The 15783-nt window shown below is 60.0% G+C and carries 19 protein-coding genes and 1 pseudogene; 11 read left to right on the top strand and 9 right to left on the bottom strand.

The window, feature by feature from the left end; all coding sequences use genetic code 11:
• Positions 1-79: 79 nt before the first annotated feature.
• From IMW75_RS11500 to IMW75_RS11490, 3 genes are all read left to right on the top strand, one after another.
• Positions 80-742, top strand: a complete 663-nt coding sequence (locus tag IMW75_RS11500; RefSeq protein ID WP_205892672.1) for a LysE family translocator — start codon at positions 80-82, stop codon at positions 740-742.
• Positions 743-810: 68 nt separating this feature from the next.
• Positions 811-1299 carry a GyrI-like domain-containing protein gene (locus IMW75_RS11495; protein ID WP_205892671.1) on the top strand — a complete coding sequence of 163 codons (489 nt, stop codon included), beginning with the start codon at positions 811-813 and terminating at the stop codon, positions 1297-1299.
• A gap of 41 nt (positions 1300-1340) precedes the next feature.
• Complete coding sequence (locus IMW75_RS11490) at positions 1341-1829, top strand: GNAT family N-acetyltransferase (protein ID WP_205892670.1); 489 nt, start codon at positions 1341-1343, stop codon at positions 1827-1829.
• A gap of 213 nt (positions 1830-2042) precedes the next feature.
• Here IMW75_RS11490 and IMW75_RS11485 read toward each other — a convergent pair whose 3' ends face one another.
• Positions 2043-2648: a pyridoxamine 5'-phosphate oxidase family protein gene (locus tag IMW75_RS11485; RefSeq protein ID WP_045060727.1), complete on the bottom strand. Its 606-nt coding sequence runs from the start codon at positions 2646-2648 to the stop codon at positions 2043-2045.
• Entirely contained in the window at positions 2632-3144 is a 513-nt protein-coding gene (locus IMW75_RS11480) for a GNAT family N-acetyltransferase (protein WP_045060728.1), read from the bottom strand. Before IMW75_RS11480 ends, IMW75_RS11485 begins: the two co-directional genes overlap by 17 nt.
• 141 nt (positions 3145-3285) lie before the next feature.
• Here IMW75_RS11480 and IMW75_RS11475 point away from each other — a divergent pair, with 141 nt between their 5' ends.
• The 4 genes from IMW75_RS11475 (at position 3286) to IMW75_RS11460 (ending at position 5888) form a co-directional block, all read left to right on the top strand.
• Positions 3286-3711: a YybH family protein gene (locus IMW75_RS11475; RefSeq protein WP_205892669.1), complete on the top strand. Its 426-nt coding sequence runs from the start codon at positions 3286-3288 to the stop codon at positions 3709-3711.
• Positions 3712-3790: 79 nt separating this feature from the next.
• On the top strand, positions 3791-4135 hold the full coding sequence (locus IMW75_RS11470) for a YciI family protein (RefSeq protein WP_045060730.1): 345 nt from the start codon (positions 3791-3793) through the stop codon (positions 4133-4135).
• Positions 4136-4161: 26 nt separating this feature from the next.
• Positions 4162-4653: an SRPBCC family protein gene (locus IMW75_RS11465; RefSeq protein ID WP_205892668.1), complete on the top strand. Its 492-nt coding sequence runs from the start codon at positions 4162-4164 to the stop codon at positions 4651-4653.
• Positions 4653-5888 (top strand): RNA polymerase sigma factor, encoded by a 1236-nt coding sequence (locus IMW75_RS11460; RefSeq protein ID WP_205892667.1) that lies wholly within the window; start codon positions 4653-4655, stop codon positions 5886-5888. Before IMW75_RS11465 ends, IMW75_RS11460 begins: the two co-directional genes overlap by 1 nt.
• An 84-nt stretch (positions 5889-5972) precedes the next feature.
• Here IMW75_RS11460 and IMW75_RS11455 read toward each other — a convergent pair whose 3' ends face one another.
• Complete coding sequence (locus IMW75_RS11455; RefSeq protein WP_045060733.1) at positions 5973-6827, bottom strand: LysR family transcriptional regulator; 855 nt, start codon at positions 6825-6827, stop codon at positions 5973-5975.
• A gap of 89 nt (positions 6828-6916) precedes the next feature.
• Between IMW75_RS11455 and IMW75_RS11450 the strand changes: the two genes are divergently transcribed.
• Entirely contained in the window at positions 6917-7354 is a 438-nt protein-coding gene (locus IMW75_RS11450) for a multidrug/biocide efflux PACE transporter (RefSeq protein ID WP_205892666.1), read from the top strand.
• 139 nt (positions 7355-7493) lie between these two features.
• On the opposite strand, the gene IMW75_RS11445 is transcribed toward IMW75_RS11450, so the two are convergent.
• Entirely contained in the window at positions 7494-9110 is a 1617-nt protein-coding gene (locus IMW75_RS11445) for an inorganic phosphate transporter (RefSeq protein ID WP_205892665.1), read from the bottom strand.
• A gap of 107 nt (positions 9111-9217) precedes the next feature.
• Positions 9218-10240, bottom strand: a complete 1023-nt coding sequence (locus tag IMW75_RS11440; protein WP_205892664.1) for a transporter — start codon at positions 10238-10240, stop codon at positions 9218-9220.
• Between the two features lie 180 nt (positions 10241-10420).
• Between IMW75_RS11440 and IMW75_RS27355 the strand changes: the two are divergent.
• Both IMW75_RS27355 and IMW75_RS27350 read left to right on the top strand, forming a co-directional pair.
• Positions 10421-11209 (top strand): annotated as a pseudogene (locus IMW75_RS27355) (methyl-accepting chemotaxis protein); the annotation flags it as partial.
• A gap of 162 nt (positions 11210-11371) precedes the next feature.
• Positions 11372-12139, top strand: coding sequence for a methyl-accepting chemotaxis protein (locus tag IMW75_RS27350; protein WP_414704646.1), 768 nt, complete (start codon positions 11372-11374; stop codon positions 12137-12139).
• A 61-nt stretch (positions 12140-12200) separates the two neighbouring features.
• Here the strand turns inward: IMW75_RS27350 and IMW75_RS11430 are convergent, their stop codons facing one another.
• Entirely contained in the window at positions 12201-12509 is a 309-nt protein-coding gene (locus tag IMW75_RS11430; protein ID WP_045060738.1) for a PepSY domain-containing protein, read from the bottom strand.
• Between the two features lie 143 nt (positions 12510-12652).
• On the bottom strand, positions 12653-13780 hold the full coding sequence (locus IMW75_RS11425; RefSeq protein ID WP_205892662.1) for a glycerophosphodiester phosphodiesterase: 1128 nt from the start codon (positions 13778-13780) through the stop codon (positions 12653-12655).
• 217 nt (positions 13781-13997) lie between these two features.
• On the opposite strand from IMW75_RS11425, the gene IMW75_RS11420 reads away from it, so the two are divergent.
• Positions 13998-14324, top strand: coding sequence for a DUF2025 family protein (locus IMW75_RS11420; RefSeq protein ID WP_205892661.1), 327 nt, complete (start codon positions 13998-14000; stop codon positions 14322-14324).
• A gap of 35 nt (positions 14325-14359) precedes the next feature.
• Here the strand turns inward: IMW75_RS11420 and IMW75_RS11415 are convergent, their stop codons facing one another.
• Entirely contained in the window at positions 14360-14899 is a 540-nt protein-coding gene (locus IMW75_RS11415) for a DUF1003 domain-containing protein (protein ID WP_045060741.1), read from the bottom strand.
• A 125-nt stretch (positions 14900-15024) separates the two neighbouring features.
• Positions 15025-15636, bottom strand: coding sequence for a TetR/AcrR family transcriptional regulator (locus IMW75_RS11410; RefSeq protein ID WP_205892660.1), 612 nt, complete (start codon positions 15634-15636; stop codon positions 15025-15027).
• Positions 15637-15783: the final 147 nt, after the last annotated feature.

Raw genomic sequence — 15783 nt, 5'->3', positions numbered from 1 at the left:
CCTGTGGCGGAATGTAAGGGCAGCTGTGGCAAACTGTCCAGCGGCTTTGTAAACAAAATCTTCCGAAGGAAACCGTTCGATGGAATTCACCAGTGGCTTCTTGCTGAGCCTTTCGCTGTGCCTGGACATTGGCGTGGCCAACATCGCGATGATCACCCTGGCGATGCAGCGCGGCTATTTTCAGGGGTTTGCCCTGGGCTTGGGAACCTGCGTCGGCGACCTGATCTACGCCGTGCTGGCACTGGCTGGCATGACCGTTTTGCTGCAGTACGAGACCGTGCGCTGGGTGTTGTGGATCGGCGGCTCGGCGCTGCTGATGTACTTTGCGGCGAAGATGATCTATTCGGCCATTCACCACGAAGCGGTGCTGGCACAAACGGCCGAGGTGGGGCAGAACTCCCATCGCAAGGAGTTCTTGCGCGGGATCTTCCTGGCCATGTCGTCGCCCAGTGCCATCCTCTGGTTTGCCGCAGTAGGCGGCACCCTGATCGCGCGTTCGGGTGCCGGTGGCCCGCTTGGGTCGGCGTTGTTCCTGGGGGGCTTCTTCTGCGCCGGGCTGCTGTGGAGTGGTGGTCTGTGCTTCGCGGCGAGCCATGGCGGCAAACTGTTGGGCGATAAGTTGCTGCGTTACTCCTACATGGCATCTGCAGCGATCTTCTGCTATTTCGCGGTGTATGTGATTCTATCGGGCTACAACGAGTTTATCGGCGGCGGCGCGGTCGAGCAGTTGCACGCGCTGTAATTTGGCGAATCGGGTTTGGCTTCTATACTCCCAGCCGAACCCACTTTTTACCTTCCAGGAGTCGAGTCATGGACGAGCAAAAAACCGTGGAAATAACTGAACCTCGCTTCGAGCATGGGCACTTCCTGTTGATCGCAGGGCTTGGCGGGCGATTCACCCAGGACACTACGGCTGGCATCCCTGACCTCTGGGAAAAATTCATCCCCGAGATTGGCAACATTCCGGGTCAGAAGGGCGAAGTGACCTACGGCATCTGCTGCAATCCCGATGGCAAGGGCGGCTTCGAGTACATTGCCGGCGTCGAGATCAGCAAGCTCGATGATTTGCCCGAGAAATACCGCTGGGTCGAGGTTCAGCCCCAGCAATACGCAGTATTCGAGCACAAAGGTTCGCTGGACAGATTGCCCCAGACGTTCCAGTACATCTGGAAAACCTGGTTGCCGGGTTCCGGGCGCGAGGCGGCGGATGCGCCGGAATTCGAGCGCTACAGTGCCGACTTCAACCCGACACTGAACACCGGTTCGCTGGAAATCTGGCTGCCACTCAAGCCGCAATAATCTATGATCTGCAGCCCTTTCATCGCCGAAATCGAGTTGTCATGACCCCTGTTATCCGCCTCGTCACGCCTGCTGACCTGGACCGCTGCTACGCCATTGAAACCCTCGCCTACGAGGGCGATGAGGCCGCGACCCGGGAAAAGATTGCGACCCGCATTGCCACCTGGCCTGAGGGTTTCATCGTCGCCGAGGTGGATGGCGTGGTCGCCGGTTTCATCAATTCCGGTGCGGCGTTTGAAGTGCAGATGTCGGACGAGGCCTTCAAGGAACTGATCGGCCACGATCCGGCAGGGCCTAACGTGGTGATCATGTCGGTGGTGGTACACCCGGATTATCAGGGGCAGGGCCTGGCGAAAATGTTGCTGGGCGAGTTCATCGAAAGGATGCGCGGGCTGGGCAAGGCGAGCATTCACCTGATGTGCAAGGAGCGGCATATCCCGCTGTACGCCGGTTTCGGGTTTGCCTACATCAAGCCATCGGCGTCGGACCATGGCGGAATGGCGTGGCATGAGATGACCCTGACCCTGTAGGAGCTGCCGAAGGCTGCGATCTTTTGACCCTGATCTTCGGTCCCCCCCGTAGGAGCTGCCGAAGGCTGCGATCTTTTGATCTTGATCCTCGGTCTCCCCCCGTAGGAGCTGCCGCAGGCTGCGATCTTTTGATCTTGATCTTTAAAAACAAGATCAAAAGATCGTCCGATCGCGGCCCGAGCCTTCGGCAGCTCCTACGGGGGGATGTTTGAGTCAGTAAAGACTGTCCTTGACCCGCGCTGGCGCTTCCCGGTCATACGATTCGGCATCAAACGCCCCATCATTCAACCGCTTGTGAAACGCCCCGGCCGTCGGCAGTGCCGAGCGATCCAGGTATTTGTCCGGGTTCCACAGGTCCGAGCGCACTATTGCCTTCGAGCAATGGAAATACGCCGCGTCCACCGTCACCAGCATCACCGTGCGCGCCGGCTTGCCGTTGACCGCAAAACTCTCCAGCAACTGTGGTTCGGCGCTGATTTGCGCCGTGCCGTTCACGCGCAATGTCTCGCCGATCCCCGGGATGATGAACAGCAGCGACACCCTTGAATCCAGCACCACATTGCGCAACGTGTCGATGCGGTTATTGCCGGGGCGGTCGGGGATGGCCAGGGTCTGCGAATCGATGATGCGCACGAAACCTGGTGTATCGCCTCGCGGCGAGCCATCCATGCCGTCGGGGCCTACCGAGCTGATGATCACCAGCGGCGAAGCGCGGACCATCGCCTGGTAATCCTCGTTGAGGAAGGGAATCTGCTTGCGCACGGCGCGATCGTGGGGAAGGCCGTACAGCGCCTCCAGTTCTTCAATGCTGTTGAGCATGACCAGACTCCTCGAAAACCAGGCCCATTCGCCGTTCATAGCCGATCCGGCCCCGATAGGCTTCGCCGCTGTCGACCCAGCCAAACCGGGCATACAGCGCGATCGCCGCGGTGTTGTCCGCATCCACCGACAGTTCCAGCCCCCTGATTTGCGGCCAGGCCTGGCGCGCAACCTGGGGCAGGGCCTGCAGGCACGCCTTGCCGTAACCCTTGCCTTGCGCCCGTTGATCGACCTGCAAGGCATGCAAGGTGGCGCTGTGTTCATTGGCCCAGGCAGGCAGGACCGGCGGGCGTTTGAGCAGCAGAAAGGCGACGGGAACACCTTCGACCAGCAGGGCAAATCCCTTCACTCCCGGGCCTGGCTTGGACAGCAGGGAGTGCAGCGCGCCGTGGATATCGCCGCTGAACCTGATTTGCTGCGGATGAACTTCAATGGCCTCGACCTGCTGGCGCTGGAGCGTCGTCAGGGTTTCATAAGGCACGAGTTGAGCTGTCACTGGAGAGTCCTTGTTCCATCACAAATGATTTCCGGATTCTAGCGATTTTGCGCGCAGGGTTTATTTTTATTTGGACTGTCGATTTGGCATTCCACCGGACGACTAAGGGTGTCTTCACAACAACAACCACGGAGCACGCTCATGACTGCTACCACCGAAATCCAGACCCTGATCGACACCTACTGTCAGGCAGTGATCGGCAAGGATGTGGAGAAAATCATGGCCCTGTATGCCGATGACGTCGTCTCCTACGATGCGGTCAAGGCCCTGCAATTTCGCGGCAAGGCCGCCTACCGCGCGCATTGGCTGGCGTGCATGGAGATGTGCCCGGGGCCGCACACCTTCGACTTTGATCACGTCAACATCGTCGCCGACGAGCACATTGCCTTCGCCCACTGGCTGGCCCATTGCGGCGGCACTAACGAGAAGGGCGAGACCCAGGCCTGCTGGATGCGTGTCACCGCCTGCTACCGTCGCGACGCGGGGCAATGGCGCATCGTGCATGAACACTGGTCGGCACCGTTCGACATGGCCAGCGGCGCGATGCTGTTCGATTTGCAGCCCTGATGCGTGGGCTGGTCGTCGGGAAAGGGCGCCTGGGCGCCAAACTGAGCCATAGTTGATCCGTTCGATCCGGGAGTGCGCCATGAAGTATTTATGCCTGGTCTACAGCAACGAGCGTGAACTGCATTCGCTGCCAGAGAGCCCCAAAGACGAAGAGTGCATGGCCTATGCCGAGTCGATCCAGGGCAGCGGCCGGATGATCGCGGCCGAGGCGCTGGAGTCGGTGCAGACCGCCACCACCGTGCGCATGCGCAACGGCAAGGTGTCGATCACCGACGGCCCGTTTGCCGAAACCAAGGAGCAGTTGGCCGGCTTCTATCTGATCGATGCACGGGACCTTAATGAAGCCTTGCAGGTCGCCGGAAATATCCCGGCGGCCCGGGTCGGCTGTGTCGAGGTGCGCCCCGTTCGCCAGTTGAATCCCTGAATAACAATCACAACAGGAGATCCTTCATGAGTCCGCATGCCCTTCAACAAAAACCTGCGGCTTTCGAGTTGTCCATCAGCCGCCTGATCGATGCCCCGCGGCGCAAGATTTTCCGCGCCTGGACCGAGCCGGCCTTGCTCACCCAGTGGTGGGGACCCCACGGCATGACCACGCCCGAATGCGAAATGGACCTGTGGGTGGGCGGGCAATTTCGTACCCTGATGCGCGCCCCGGACGGTGCCGAATACCCGACCCAGGGGGTGTTTCTGGAAATCGTCGCGCCCGAGCGGCTGGTGTTTACCGACGCGTTTATCCCAGGCTGGATCCCTTCGGGCAAACCTTTCATGTCGGCTCAGGTGACGCTGGAGGAGCGTGATGGCAAGACGCTGTACACGGCGCGGGCGATGCATTGGTCGGAAGAAGACCGCCAGGCGCACGAGTCCATGGGCTTTCACGATGGTTGGGGGCAGAGCCTGGATCGACTGGTCACGCTGGTGACCGAAGGCATGCCGGACTGATGCCTGGCGCCGCCGTCAGCGCTCGGGTCGAGCAGGTTTACCGGGAAGACTCGCGGCGAATCCTGGCGACACTGATTCGCCTGCTCGGGGATTTCGACCTGGCTGAAGAGGCGCTGCACGAAGCGTTCTTCGTCGCGGTCGAGCGCTGGCAACGGGACGGCGTGCCGGATAATCCACGGACCTGGCTGGTGTCTACCGGACGCTTCAAGGCTATTGATGTGTTGCGTCGGCGTGCCCGGTTCAACGCCTCTCGCCCCCTGTTGATCGCGCAGCTGGAAGAACTGGAGCAGGCGGACTGGAGTGGCGAGGAAGTGGAAGACGATCGCCTGCGGCTGATTTTCACCTGCTGTCACCCGGCACTCGCCGCCGACGCGCAGGTGCCGCTGACGCTGCGGGAAGTCTGCGACCTGACCACGGAAGAAATTGCCCGGGCGTTCCTCGTGGCTCCCGCCACCATTGCCCAGCGAATCGTGCGGGCCAAGGCGAAGATCCGTGACGCGAAAATCCCCTACCAGGTGCCGACCCTGACGGAATTGCCCGAGCGCCTCGACAGCGTGTTGCGGGTGATTTACCTGGTGTTCAACGAAGGCTACTCGGCGTCTGTCGGTGATGAGTTGACCCGCGAGGATCTGACTCGCGAAGCCATTCGCCTGGGCCGTCTGTTGATGGAACTGCTGCCCGAGCCGGAAGTGATGGGGCTGCTGGCGCTGATGGTGCTGCACGAGTCCCGCCGGCCGGCGCGAACTTCTGCTGACGGCGAGTTGATTGTGCTGGATGAGCAAGATCGCGGGCTGTGGGATGCCGGGCTGATTGCCGAAGGCTGCGGCTTGATCGAGCGCGCCTTGGCCGGCGGACGGTTTGGTCCTTACTGCCTGCAAGCGGCGATTGCGGCGGTGCACGCCGAGGCGGCAACTGCGGCGGATACGGATTGGCCACAGATCGTGGGTTTGTACGACGTGTTGCTGCGGGCGGTGCCGTCGCCCGTGGTCGAGCTCAATCGTGCGGCGGCGCTGGCACAACGGGATGGGCCATTGGTGGGGTTGACGCTAATCGACGGGATTTTGCAGCGCGGTGAACTGCTGGATTACCACTTGGCGCATTCGGCCCGCGCCGAGTTTTGCCGGCAGTTGGGCCGGGTAGAGGAGGCTCGGGCGGCGTATTTACGGGCGCTGGAATTGACCCGGCAGGTGCCGGAACGGCGGTTTCTGCAGGAGCGGTTGCGGGGGTTGGATTAGCAAAAGATCGCAGCCTTCGGCAGCTCCTACATTTTGAAATGCGATCCCCCTGTAGGAGCTGCCGAAGGCTGAGATCTTTTGCTCTCATTCCAACATCTTGCCCAACAACCAACTCCCCGCCGGCCCCGGCGGATGCAGCCGCGACCACAGTGCATCAACAAACAGCGGTTTCGGCCAGCCGCGCACCTTCAATTCCACCAGCTCTCCCGCACCAAATCGTCCCACCAGCCAGCGCGGCAATGGCGCCCAGCCGAACCCGCCCTGGGCCATTTCCAGCAGCATCAGGTAGCTGGGCGCCGACCACACTCGGCCCTTGGCCCGGCTTTCATACGGATTGACGATGGTCGCCAGACGCAGTTCACGATGCTGCTGCAGCAGGTCCTGATCGATAGGGCTGAGCTGCGCCAGCGGATGTTTGCGCGAGACAAACAGGGCAATTTCCGTTTGCTCCTCGACCGTCGAACTGACCAGGTCCGGTGGGTAGCTGTCTTGCTTCTCGGCAAACGCCACATGCGCCCGACCGCGCTGGACCAGTGCCACCAGGTCATCGCACTCGGCAATCAGGCACTCCAGCTCCAGATCCGGGTAACGCTGCTCAAATGCCCTCAATGCCGCCTCGAACCGGTCGGACTGGTAGGTATCGGAGATCGCCACGGTGAGCTTTGCCTCAACTCCTTGTGACAGCTGACTGGCGGTCATTTCCAGGCGACTGGTGGCCGCCAGGATCTCTTCGGCCCGTTGCAGCATCACATGCCCGGCTGGTGTCAGGCCGGGTTTGCGGCTGCTGCGATCGAACAAGGTCAGGTTGAGGTCGATTTCCAGGCTGGCCACGGCAGCGCTGATGGTCGACTGGCTGCGCCCAAGCTTGCGCGCCGCTGCGGAAAACGAGCCTTGAGTGGCTGCCTGGACAAACGCCAGCAACACTTCGTGGGAGGGCATGAGCTATCGCCTTGATCGATGGTTATTGGTTATGAAGTATCGGGGTGGTGGTGGATCATGGCAACCACAGTCACTCGAGGAGTCAGGTCATGAGCACCGACAGATCCATTACAGAACGTGTAGTCCAGGCGGTAGGTTTTGAACTGCTGGCCATTGTCATCTGCACGCCGTTGCTGGCGTGGGTCATGGATAAACCGATGCTCGACATGGGCGTCGTCACGATGGCCATCGCGGCCCTGGCGCTGGCCTGGAACGTGCTGTTCAACGGCATGTTTGACCGTTTACTGACACGACTTGCGATCGTGCGTACAGCCTGGGTTCGGGTGGTGCATGCGCTGCTGTTCGAAGGCGGGCTGGTGGCGCTTGGCGTGCCGTTGATTGCCTGGTGGCTGGATATCAGCCTGTGGCAGGCTTTTGTCCTGGACATCGGCGTGCTGCTGTTCTTCCTGCCGTACACCTACGTTTATCACTGGGTGTATGACGTGATTCGCGAGCGTGTGCTGCTGCGTCGGGCGTGCCAAGCCTGACACGCCCCTTGTAGGCGCTGCCGAAGGCTCGGGCCGCGTTCGGACGATCTTTTGATCTTGTCTTTAAAATCAAAAGATCGCAGCCTTCGGCAGCTCCTACGGGTTGTGCGCGGCATCAGATACGGATTATGCCGCGGCCTCAAAACAGTTTTGTGAACAACCAATACAAACTTCCCGACAACAAAATCGCCGCCGGTAACGTCAGCACCCACGCCATCAACAAATTGCGGATAGTCTTCATCTGCAACCCGCCACCATTGGCGACCATGGTCCCGGCCACCCCCGAGGACAGCACATGGGTGGTCGACACCGGCAGTCCAAACATATCCGCCGCGCCTATGGTCAGCATCGCCACGGTTTCTGCCGAGGCGCCCTGGGCGTAGGTCAGGTGCGTCTTGCCGATCTTCTCGCCAACGGTCACCACGATGCGCTTCCAGCCGACCATGGTCCCCAGCCCCAACGCGATGGCCACGGCGATTTTCACCCATAGCGGAATAAAGCGCGTGGCGTTGTCGATCTGTTGCTTGAACAACTGCAGCTTGCCGGAGGTGTCGGCGTCAAAATTGCCCACCTTGTTCTTGTCCATCAGGCGAATGGTTTCGCTGGTCAGGTACATGTCGTTTCGCACATTACCCATGGCCTCCGCCGGGACTTTCGACAGCGAGCCGTAGCCCTTCACCTCGTTGCCAATGTTGCCAGTCAGGGCGGCGAGGGCGGGGATCAATTGCGGCGTCACTTCTTTGCTGCGTACGTAATCGGACAGGATCGGCCGCGGGTCTGCCGGGGCTGGCTGCGGCGAGCTGCGTACCAGGGCTTGCTGGGTCACCTCCGCCACGGCGGCAAATTGCAGGGCCTGGTCCGCCGGCATGGTGCGGTTCAACGCATAGGCCATGGGCAGCGTACCCACCAGAATCAACATGATCAGGCCCATGCCTTTCTGCCCGTCATTGGAGCCGTGGGCAAAGGACACGCCGGTGCAGGTCAGGATCAACAGGCCGCGAATCCACCAGGGCGGTGGCGTGTTGCCTTGCGGCGCTTTGTACAGCGAACGATTCTTCACGAAGGCGCGCAACGCCAGCAGCAACAGGGCGGCAAAACCGAAACCGACCAGGGGCGAAAGCAGCAGCGCATAACCGATCTTAGTCGCCTGCGCCCAGTCCACGCCGCTGGTGCCGTCGCGCCCGTGCATCAGTGCATTGGCCACGCCGACGCCGATGATCGAGCCGATCAGCGTGTGCGAAGAAGACGCCGGCAACCCCAGCCACCAGGTGCCGAGGTTCCACAGGATCGCGGCGATCAGCAGGGCGAAGATCATCGCGAAGCCGGCCGAAGAGCCCACCTGCAGAATCAGCTCCACGGGCAGCAGGGCGATGATGCCGAACGCCACCGCGCCGCTGGATAACAGTACCCCCAGAAAGTTAAAAAAACCGGACCAGGCCACGGCGAAATTCGGTGGCAGCGAATTGGTGTAGATCACCGTAGCCACCGCGTTGGCGGTGTCGTGGAAACCGTTGACGAACTCGAAACCCAAAGCGATCAGCAGCGCGACGCCGAGCAGCAGAAACGGGGTCCAGGTGGTGACCACGGTGCCCAGTTCCTGCATGTCATGCATCAGGCTGTAGGCGGTGAACAACAGCCCGCTGGCCAGCACGCCGAAGAAAATTACCAAGGTGAACAGGCCGGGTTTTTTATCGAACTGCGCTCTGGCGCTACCAGCGGAAGCCGGGGCTTTGGCGCTGTAGGAGGGAGTAGCCATGACGGGGACAATCCTGAGGGGGAGGAATGTCGCCCATGATCGTTGCTAAATGTTACAGGGAGCCTGCTTCAGGTCAGGGTTATAGGTTTTTGCGGGCGCCGTTGATCTTAATAATCCTGCCGCTTGCGAAAAGCCCAGCGCCCGGCAATCACGGTGAAGGTGGCCACCAGCGCCACCAGAATCCAGAATCCCTGCGGATCTCCTGCCAGCGGCACCCCTCCCACGTTCATGCCAAAAAAACCGGCAATGATGTTGATCGGCAGTGCCAGCACCGTCACCACGGTCAGGGTGAACAACGTGCGGTTGCTTTGCTCGTTGAGATTGGCGGCGATTTCTTCCTGCAACAATTTGATGCGCTCACCCAGCGCGGTCAGGTCGTTAATAATCAACGCGAACTCCTCCGTGGACTTGCGCAACTCCTTCACGTCTTCCTTCTGCAACCACTGCGGCGGTCGATTGAGCAAGCGCAGCAATGAACCCGGCTCCAGTGCCAGCAAGCGCTGCAAACGCACCAGCACCCGACGGTTGGCGCCCAGTTCGGCGCGGTTGGTCGACAGTCGCGAGGACAGCAGTTCGTCTTCAATCTGATCAACGCTCAGGCTGGTGCGCCGCACGATCTGGGTCAGCACTTCACCTTGATCGCGTAGCAGATGCACGAGTAACTCCAGGGGCGAACGAAAGCGCTCACCGGCTTTGACCGACGAGCGCAGCTTGTCCACCGAGTGCAAGGGTTGCAGGCGCGCGCTGATGATCAGCCGGCTGCGGGCGCAGACCCACAGCGTCGACACATCGGAGGACACCATGCTGCTGAGGTTGAATACCACGTCGTTGACCACCGCCAGCAGCGCTGAATCCACATGCTCGATGCGCGTTGATCGCGAGCCTTCGTGAAGGGCTTCGAAAAACTCATCGGGCAATTCCAGATAGCTTTTCATCCAGCGCTCGCAGGCGGCGTGTGCCAGGTTCAGGTGCAGCCAGAGGAATTCTTCGCTGTCCTGGGGCTGCTGCAGGCACTGCAGCGCCTGGGCCGAATCGATCTCTCGGCCAGGCTCGCCGGGCCGAAAACTGAAACCGTACAGTAGACCGAACAGGTCCTGGTCGCGATGGCTGTGATCGATGCTGTGGTTCATGAGCTCTCGCTGCGGGAGGCGAATGTTGCAAAGTTTTACAGGGACACTTAAGCCGCAGCATGGCGCTGAATTATTACCGTTTTATGACGTTTTGATGATGGATGATTCTCGTGCGCCATTGGTCTAAATCGCTAAAGAAAGGCTCTGGCGCGCCGATGACGGGTAGCTGGTTCTATTGCGATGAAGGTCGTGGACCTGCGTCGCCGACAGGGATGTCCGGACATCTTGCACGCCTGCCTGGCGTGTCTTATCCCTGCCATGAGATACCACTCGATGTTTTTGCAAAAATCCCTGAGAGCACAAATCCTCGCTTTGTTGAGCGGCAGCCTGCTGGCGATGTTGCTGATCGCGCTGTCCTGCTTTCACTTCTTGTCTGGCGGCGTTCAGAGCTACGCCAATCTCATCGAAGGTCCTTTGCACACTTCGCAGTTGATCGACGAAGCCAACCTGCAATTCAAGGTGCAGGTACAGGAATGGAAAAACGTCCTGCTGCGTGGCAAGCAACCGGCTGAACTGGCCAAGTACTGGAAGCAGTTCGAGGACCGCCAGCACGACGTGCAGAATATTCTCGGTGAACTGGCCGGGCAGAAGGGCATCGAACCGCAACTGAAGACGCGCATCGAACGTCTGCGCGATGAGCATCGCCAGCTGGGCGCCGCTTACCAGAAGGGACGCGATGCCTATGTGGCGGCGGGTGCTGATCCGACGGTGGGGGACGCCGCGGTCAAAGGTGTCGACCGTGCCGCCAGCGAGCAGATGAGCGAACTGGTCAGCGAGCTGCGTAAGCAGGGCACTGAGCAGTCGACAGTGATCAGCGCCACTGCCGATCGCACCGTGTTGCTGGGTCTCGTGGTGATGCTGGTCTCGGGTTTGTTGATCGGCCTGTTGAGCCTGTGGCTGGTCGACCGCAACCTGGTTGAGCCGATCCGCAAATTGATCGACTACGTGGCGCAACTCAGCCAGGGACGTTTTGCCGAACGAGTGGCCAGCACCCGTCAGGATGAGTTGGGCAAGCTCGCCGTTGCGGCCAATACCCTGCGCGACTTTCTCGCCGATACGTTTAGTCGTCTGCAGCGCAGTGCGTCGGACCTGGACAGCGCCAGCGGCGAGTTGAAGTCGATCGCCAGCCTCATGGCCGGCGGCACCAATGAGCAGTTCAACCGCACCGATCAGGTGGCGACGGCGATGAACGAAATGTCCGCTACCGCCCAGGAAGTTGCGCGTCACGCAGCCGACGCAGCACGTGCTGCCGACGACGCCGACCAGTCAGCCCAGCAGGGCGAAAAAGTCATGCAGGGCACCATTCAGACCATCACCTTGATGCGTGGTGAAATTGCCAATACCGCGACGGTCATTCGCCAGCTGGAAACCGACAGCGGGCGTATCGGCAAGGTTCTGGAAGTGATTCGCGGCATCGCCGAGCAGACTAACCTGCTGGCGCTCAACGCCGCGATCGAAGCCGCACGGGCTGGCGAAGCAGGACGCGGTTTTGCCGTGGTGGCCGATGAAGTTCGCAGCCTGGCCCAGCGCACGGCGGCGTCGATTATCGAGATCAACCAGATCATACAGACGGTGCAAACCGGTGCGGTGGATGCGGCTCATGCAATCGAGAGTGGCCAGTCCCGCAGTGAGGAAAGCGTTGCGCAAGTTACCCAGGCTGGCGCCATGCTTGAACGTATCACCCTGGCGGTGGAAGCGATCCGCGACATGAATCGCCAGATTGCTACGGCTGCCGAAGAGCAGACTTCAGTGGCCGAGGACATTTCGCGGAACCTGACCGAGATCACCAGCATTGCCAGCACCAATCTGGATAACGTGCAGCGTACTGAAGCGGCCAGCCACAACCTGCACGGTTTGTCCGGGCAGTTGAATGAAGTGACGGCGCGCCTGAGTGCGTAGTTTTTTCGGAACAGCAAAAAGCCGCACGATCGTGAAATCGTGCGGCTTTTGGTTTGGTTAATCAGTCGTCTTGTTTGTTCTTCAGAACTTCGCCGGTCGCAGCGTTCAAGTCGACGTCCCACTCAACGCCTTTGGCGTCTTTGAGTTCGACTTCGTACTCGTAGCCGTTGAAGTGGTTATCCAGGTCGCTATCGGTGATGGTGGCGCCTGGGTGCAGTTTCATCACGATCTGGTTCAGTTCTTCCAGTGGCTTGATCTTTTTGTCCTTGACCAGTTGCGGGATCTGATCCATCGGAACATCGTCAGCCTGGGCCAGGCCAGCGGTGAGGGTCAGAGCAGCAGCGGTAAAGAGAGCAGTCAAAGTTTTCATTAGGTTCTTTCCTTGGATGAGCTGTTTAAGTGGAACCAGATTAACTGTGGCAACTTAATTCAGGCTTAATTCCCCTGTTTTTGCAGGAGCAAGACTTGTGTGGTAGCAAGGCTTGCCCGCGACGCAGTCACCTCGGTCCCAACTCAATACCCATTATTCTGCAACAACTGCCCAACACTCGCCGCCGCTGGACGCTTGTAGAACTTCAGCAGCTCACTGGCGCGGTTGGTGAAGATGCCATCAACCCCCGCATCCGTGACCTTCTGATAATCCACCGCATCGTCGATCGTGTAGACGTGCACCAGCAATCCCTGATCGTGGGTGTACTGGTTCATCCACGGTTGCACCAGATCGGAGTAGCTCTGGTCACCGCCCTTGGTCAGCGCCGCAGAAGGACCGGTGCCGATGGCGCCGGCAGATTTAGCGTACTCGACCCATTGCTGGAATTCGGCTTTGCTCTTGGGCTCCTGTTTGGCGTAGTAGGTGGCTTTGTCCTTGTCGCCGGATTCAGCGAAGGTCACTTTGGACTTGGGCTCGATGCTGCCCGGGCCGACCCACAGCAACAAGATCTTCGGCACCTGGGGCATTTCCTTTTCCAGCAGTTCCAGGCTGCTCTTCTCGAACGTCTGCAGCACCACCTTGCCTTTGCCCTGGCCGACGGCCAGTGGGCTCTTTGCCAGCTTTGAACCAGCGGGGCTCAGCCAGCCGCGGTCCTGGAGCTTGTCCTTCAAATCACGTTCCAGCCCTGGAAACTGCTTCGGTTCCTTGGTCTCGATGTACAGGCCCGGCTTATGCAGCGGATTGCCCTGGGCGATGTCGATGATTTCGTCGAGGGTCAGGATCTGCAGGCCGACGAATGAGGGGCGAGCGCGGTCCGGGTAGGCCTTGTTGAACCAGCCGCCGGCGTCGAGAGTTTTCAGCTCGGCGAGGGTGAAGGCGTTGGCCGGGCTGTCCTTGCGCTCGGGAAACTTGCTGGCTACGTCGGTGGTGCGTTGCAGGTTGTCGTCGTGCAGGGCGAAGAGTACGCCGTCTTTGCTGCGCTGCAGGTCCAGCTCGAGATAATCGGCGCCCAGGTCGCGGGCCAGCTTGTAGGCGGCGGCGGTGGATTCCGGTGCATCGAATGACGCGCCGCGGTGCGCAATCACCGCTGGGTGCGGTATACCCATGCGGGTTGCCAGCGCCGTAGGGCTTGGCTCGCTGGCGGCTTGTGCCTGGCCGAGACCGAGCAGCACGCTCAGCAGCAGAGCGCTTTGGGTGAAGGTGACAGCCATGGTCGAGGTCCTTTCGCAGTTTTCAAAGACGTCCCTTTTAACAACTGAGCGCCGACAGCGCTATCGCCAGACCGACATAAACCTGTTTAAACCCATTTTTTTCAGCGCATTTGTGCGCTTCTTTGCAGTACTCTTGGCCACGGCAGTTTCCCCGGCAGAGGGAAACCCGTGCACCCGCCTTGCGTGTAAACCATCGATCACTTGTTGTGAGGTTTATATGCGCATCACTTCCCAGCTCATCTGCCAGGCCGCCGACCAGCTCAAGGGTTTCGTCGGCCTCAACCGCAAAACCGGCCAATACATCGTACGTTTCAGCGAAGATTCCTTCGGCATGGACGTGGCGGATGACGGCATTATTCCTGTGAGTGAGTTCGTCTGGGCACCCGGTCCGGATCAGGGCATGACGCTCAAGCGCGAGTTGATTCAGTTATTGCTGGATCAGAATATCGATGACCGGATCAACGTCACCGAACCGTTGCGTGTGTACATGAACCGCAGGGATGTGCCGGAGATTTTGGCGCAGCGCAGTCTTGTGCAGGGGTGAGGCGTTCCGACGAAGTGGCCCGACCTGGCGCCACATCAATTGTTAGTTGGCGGGTGCTCGAGCACAAGGTGCTGGTGCATTTGCGAAGTCAGGTTCTCGATGCGCTCGGTCAGTGCTTTTGTCATCTCGGTCAGGCGAGTGTTCTGTTCCAGCAATTCCAATAACTGCGCGGAGTTGTGCGCCGCCTGTGCCTGGCGCTCGGTGTTGGCCACCGCCAGTGCTTCGCGGTGCTGGGCGTCGGCATCCGACTGGGCTTTGTCCCGTGCTGCCTGGCGAGTCTGGGCCAATAGAATCAAGGGTGCGGCGTAGGCTGACTGCAGGCTGAACGCGAGGTTGAGCAGGATGAACGGATACAGATCGAAGTGCGCCACGCCAAATACATTGAGGCACACCCACAGCACTACGATCAGCGTCTGTGCGCCGAGAAAGGTCGGGGTACCGAAGAACCGCGCGAATGCCTCGGCGCGCAGGGCGAACTTGTCGTTGCCAAAGGTCGGGGCGAGGTGAGCATGACGGCGGTGGAACCGCAGGTGATCGACAGGGGCCGCGGGTTTGGAATCAGTCGTCGTGGTCATGGTGCTCTCTGCGGGTCGTTAGGACAGAGGCACACTATAGCGCTGGCGCCGGTTTCATTCTGAAACACATCGCGAAGTTTCATGCAGCGTCAGCGAAACGTTGACCAGCGGTCAGACCTTGTCATTTATGCCAGCTGATAACAGGCCAGGAACATGTCCAGGGCCGAATCCACCACCTGGTCCTGCATCGCGGCCTCAAGGCTCGGCAAACCCAGGGAGATCTGTGGCCAGAACGCGAATGACTTGAGCATGCCTTGTATCTGATGCGCGGCGAAGGCCGGGTCGACCGGCTTCAGGCGACCATCCGCCTGTGCTGCACGAATCCACACCGTCAGGCCTCCCTCGCGCTCGTTCATGCGCGCAACCATGTCCTGCCCGCGCTCGGGGGAATGGAGGGTGGCAGCAATGGCGACGCGCGCCAGGTTTAGAAAATTCTCATCCCCCAGCGTGTGCATCTTTGCCATCAGCAACTGGCGCATCTGGCCGCGCAGGGGCTCGTCGGGCTGGTACGCCACATCCTGTTCGGCAGTGACCCGGGCCCACAGCTGATTGAGGATCTCGGCAAACAATTCCTCTTTGCTCGGGAAGTGGTTGTACACCGTGCGCTTTGACACGTCCGCCGTCGCGGCAATCTTGTCCATGCTGGTGATGTCGAAACCGTTGGCGCGGAATTCGGCAATGGCAGCCTGGATGATGGCTTCGCGTTTTCGATCGGTCAGGCGCTTTGGAGCTGTCATAAGTACGCTTCGGCAGGAAGAGAGAAGAATTACACTGAGCAGTTTACTTGTGATCGGCTTTGATGCAACCTTGAAACTACACCGTGCAGTGTAATGTTGTGTTAATCCTGCGCTGTTAAAAATAGATCTCTGGCTGATGCGTGCATG

The sequence above is a fragment of the Pseudomonas gregormendelii genome (assembly GCF_017114825.1).
In the GTDB taxonomy this organism is placed as follows: Bacteria; Pseudomonadota; Gammaproteobacteria; order Pseudomonadales; family Pseudomonadaceae; genus Aquipseudomonas; species Aquipseudomonas gregormendelii.
This window is presented reverse-complemented; position numbering and strand designations above follow the sequence as displayed.

Coding starts and splice junctions, on each gene's coding strand:
- IMW75_RS11500 (WP_205892672.1), top strand. CDS start 80: ATGGAATTCACCAGTGGCTTCTTGCTGAGCCTTTCGCTGTGCCTGGAC.
- IMW75_RS11495 (WP_205892671.1), top strand. CDS start 811: ATGGACGAGCAAAAAACCGTGGAAATAACTGAACCTCGCTTCGAGCAT.
- IMW75_RS11490 (WP_205892670.1), top strand. CDS start 1,341: ATGACCCCTGTTATCCGCCTCGTCACGCCTGCTGACCTGGACCGCTGC.
- IMW75_RS11485 (WP_045060727.1), bottom strand. CDS start 2,648: ATGCTCAACAGCATTGAAGAACTGGAGGCGCTGTACGGCCTTCCCCAC.
- IMW75_RS11475 (WP_205892669.1), top strand. CDS start 3,286: ATGACTGCTACCACCGAAATCCAGACCCTGATCGACACCTACTGTCAG.
- IMW75_RS11470 (WP_045060730.1), top strand. CDS start 3,791: ATGAAGTATTTATGCCTGGTCTACAGCAACGAGCGTGAACTGCATTCG.
- IMW75_RS11465 (WP_205892668.1), top strand. CDS start 4,162: ATGAGTCCGCATGCCCTTCAACAAAAACCTGCGGCTTTCGAGTTGTCC.
- IMW75_RS11460 (WP_205892667.1), top strand. CDS start 4,653: ATGCCTGGCGCCGCCGTCAGCGCTCGGGTCGAGCAGGTTTACCGGGAA.
- IMW75_RS11455 (WP_045060733.1), bottom strand. CDS start 6,827: ATGCCCTCCCACGAAGTGTTGCTGGCGTTTGTCCAGGCAGCCACTCAA.
- IMW75_RS11450 (WP_205892666.1), top strand. CDS start 6,917: ATGAGCACCGACAGATCCATTACAGAACGTGTAGTCCAGGCGGTAGGT.
- IMW75_RS11445 (WP_205892665.1), bottom strand. CDS start 9,110: ATGGCTACTCCCTCCTACAGCGCCAAAGCCCCGGCTTCCGCTGGTAGC.
- IMW75_RS11440 (WP_205892664.1), bottom strand. CDS start 10,240: ATGAACCACAGCATCGATCACAGCCATCGCGACCAGGACCTGTTCGGT.
- IMW75_RS27350 (WP_414704646.1), top strand. CDS start 11,372: ATGGCCGGCGGCACCAATGAGCAGTTCAACCGCACCGATCAGGTGGCG.
- IMW75_RS11430 (WP_045060738.1), bottom strand. CDS start 12,509: ATGAAAACTTTGACTGCTCTCTTTACCGCTGCTGCTCTGACCCTCACC.
- IMW75_RS11425 (WP_205892662.1), bottom strand. CDS start 13,780: ATGGCTGTCACCTTCACCCAAAGCGCTCTGCTGCTGAGCGTGCTGCTC.
- IMW75_RS11420 (WP_205892661.1), top strand. CDS start 13,998: ATGCGCATCACTTCCCAGCTCATCTGCCAGGCCGCCGACCAGCTCAAG.
- IMW75_RS11415 (WP_045060741.1), bottom strand. CDS start 14,899: ATGACCACGACGACTGATTCCAAACCCGCGGCCCCTGTCGATCACCTG.
- IMW75_RS11410 (WP_205892660.1), bottom strand. CDS start 15,636: ATGACAGCTCCAAAGCGCCTGACCGATCGAAAACGCGAAGCCATCATC.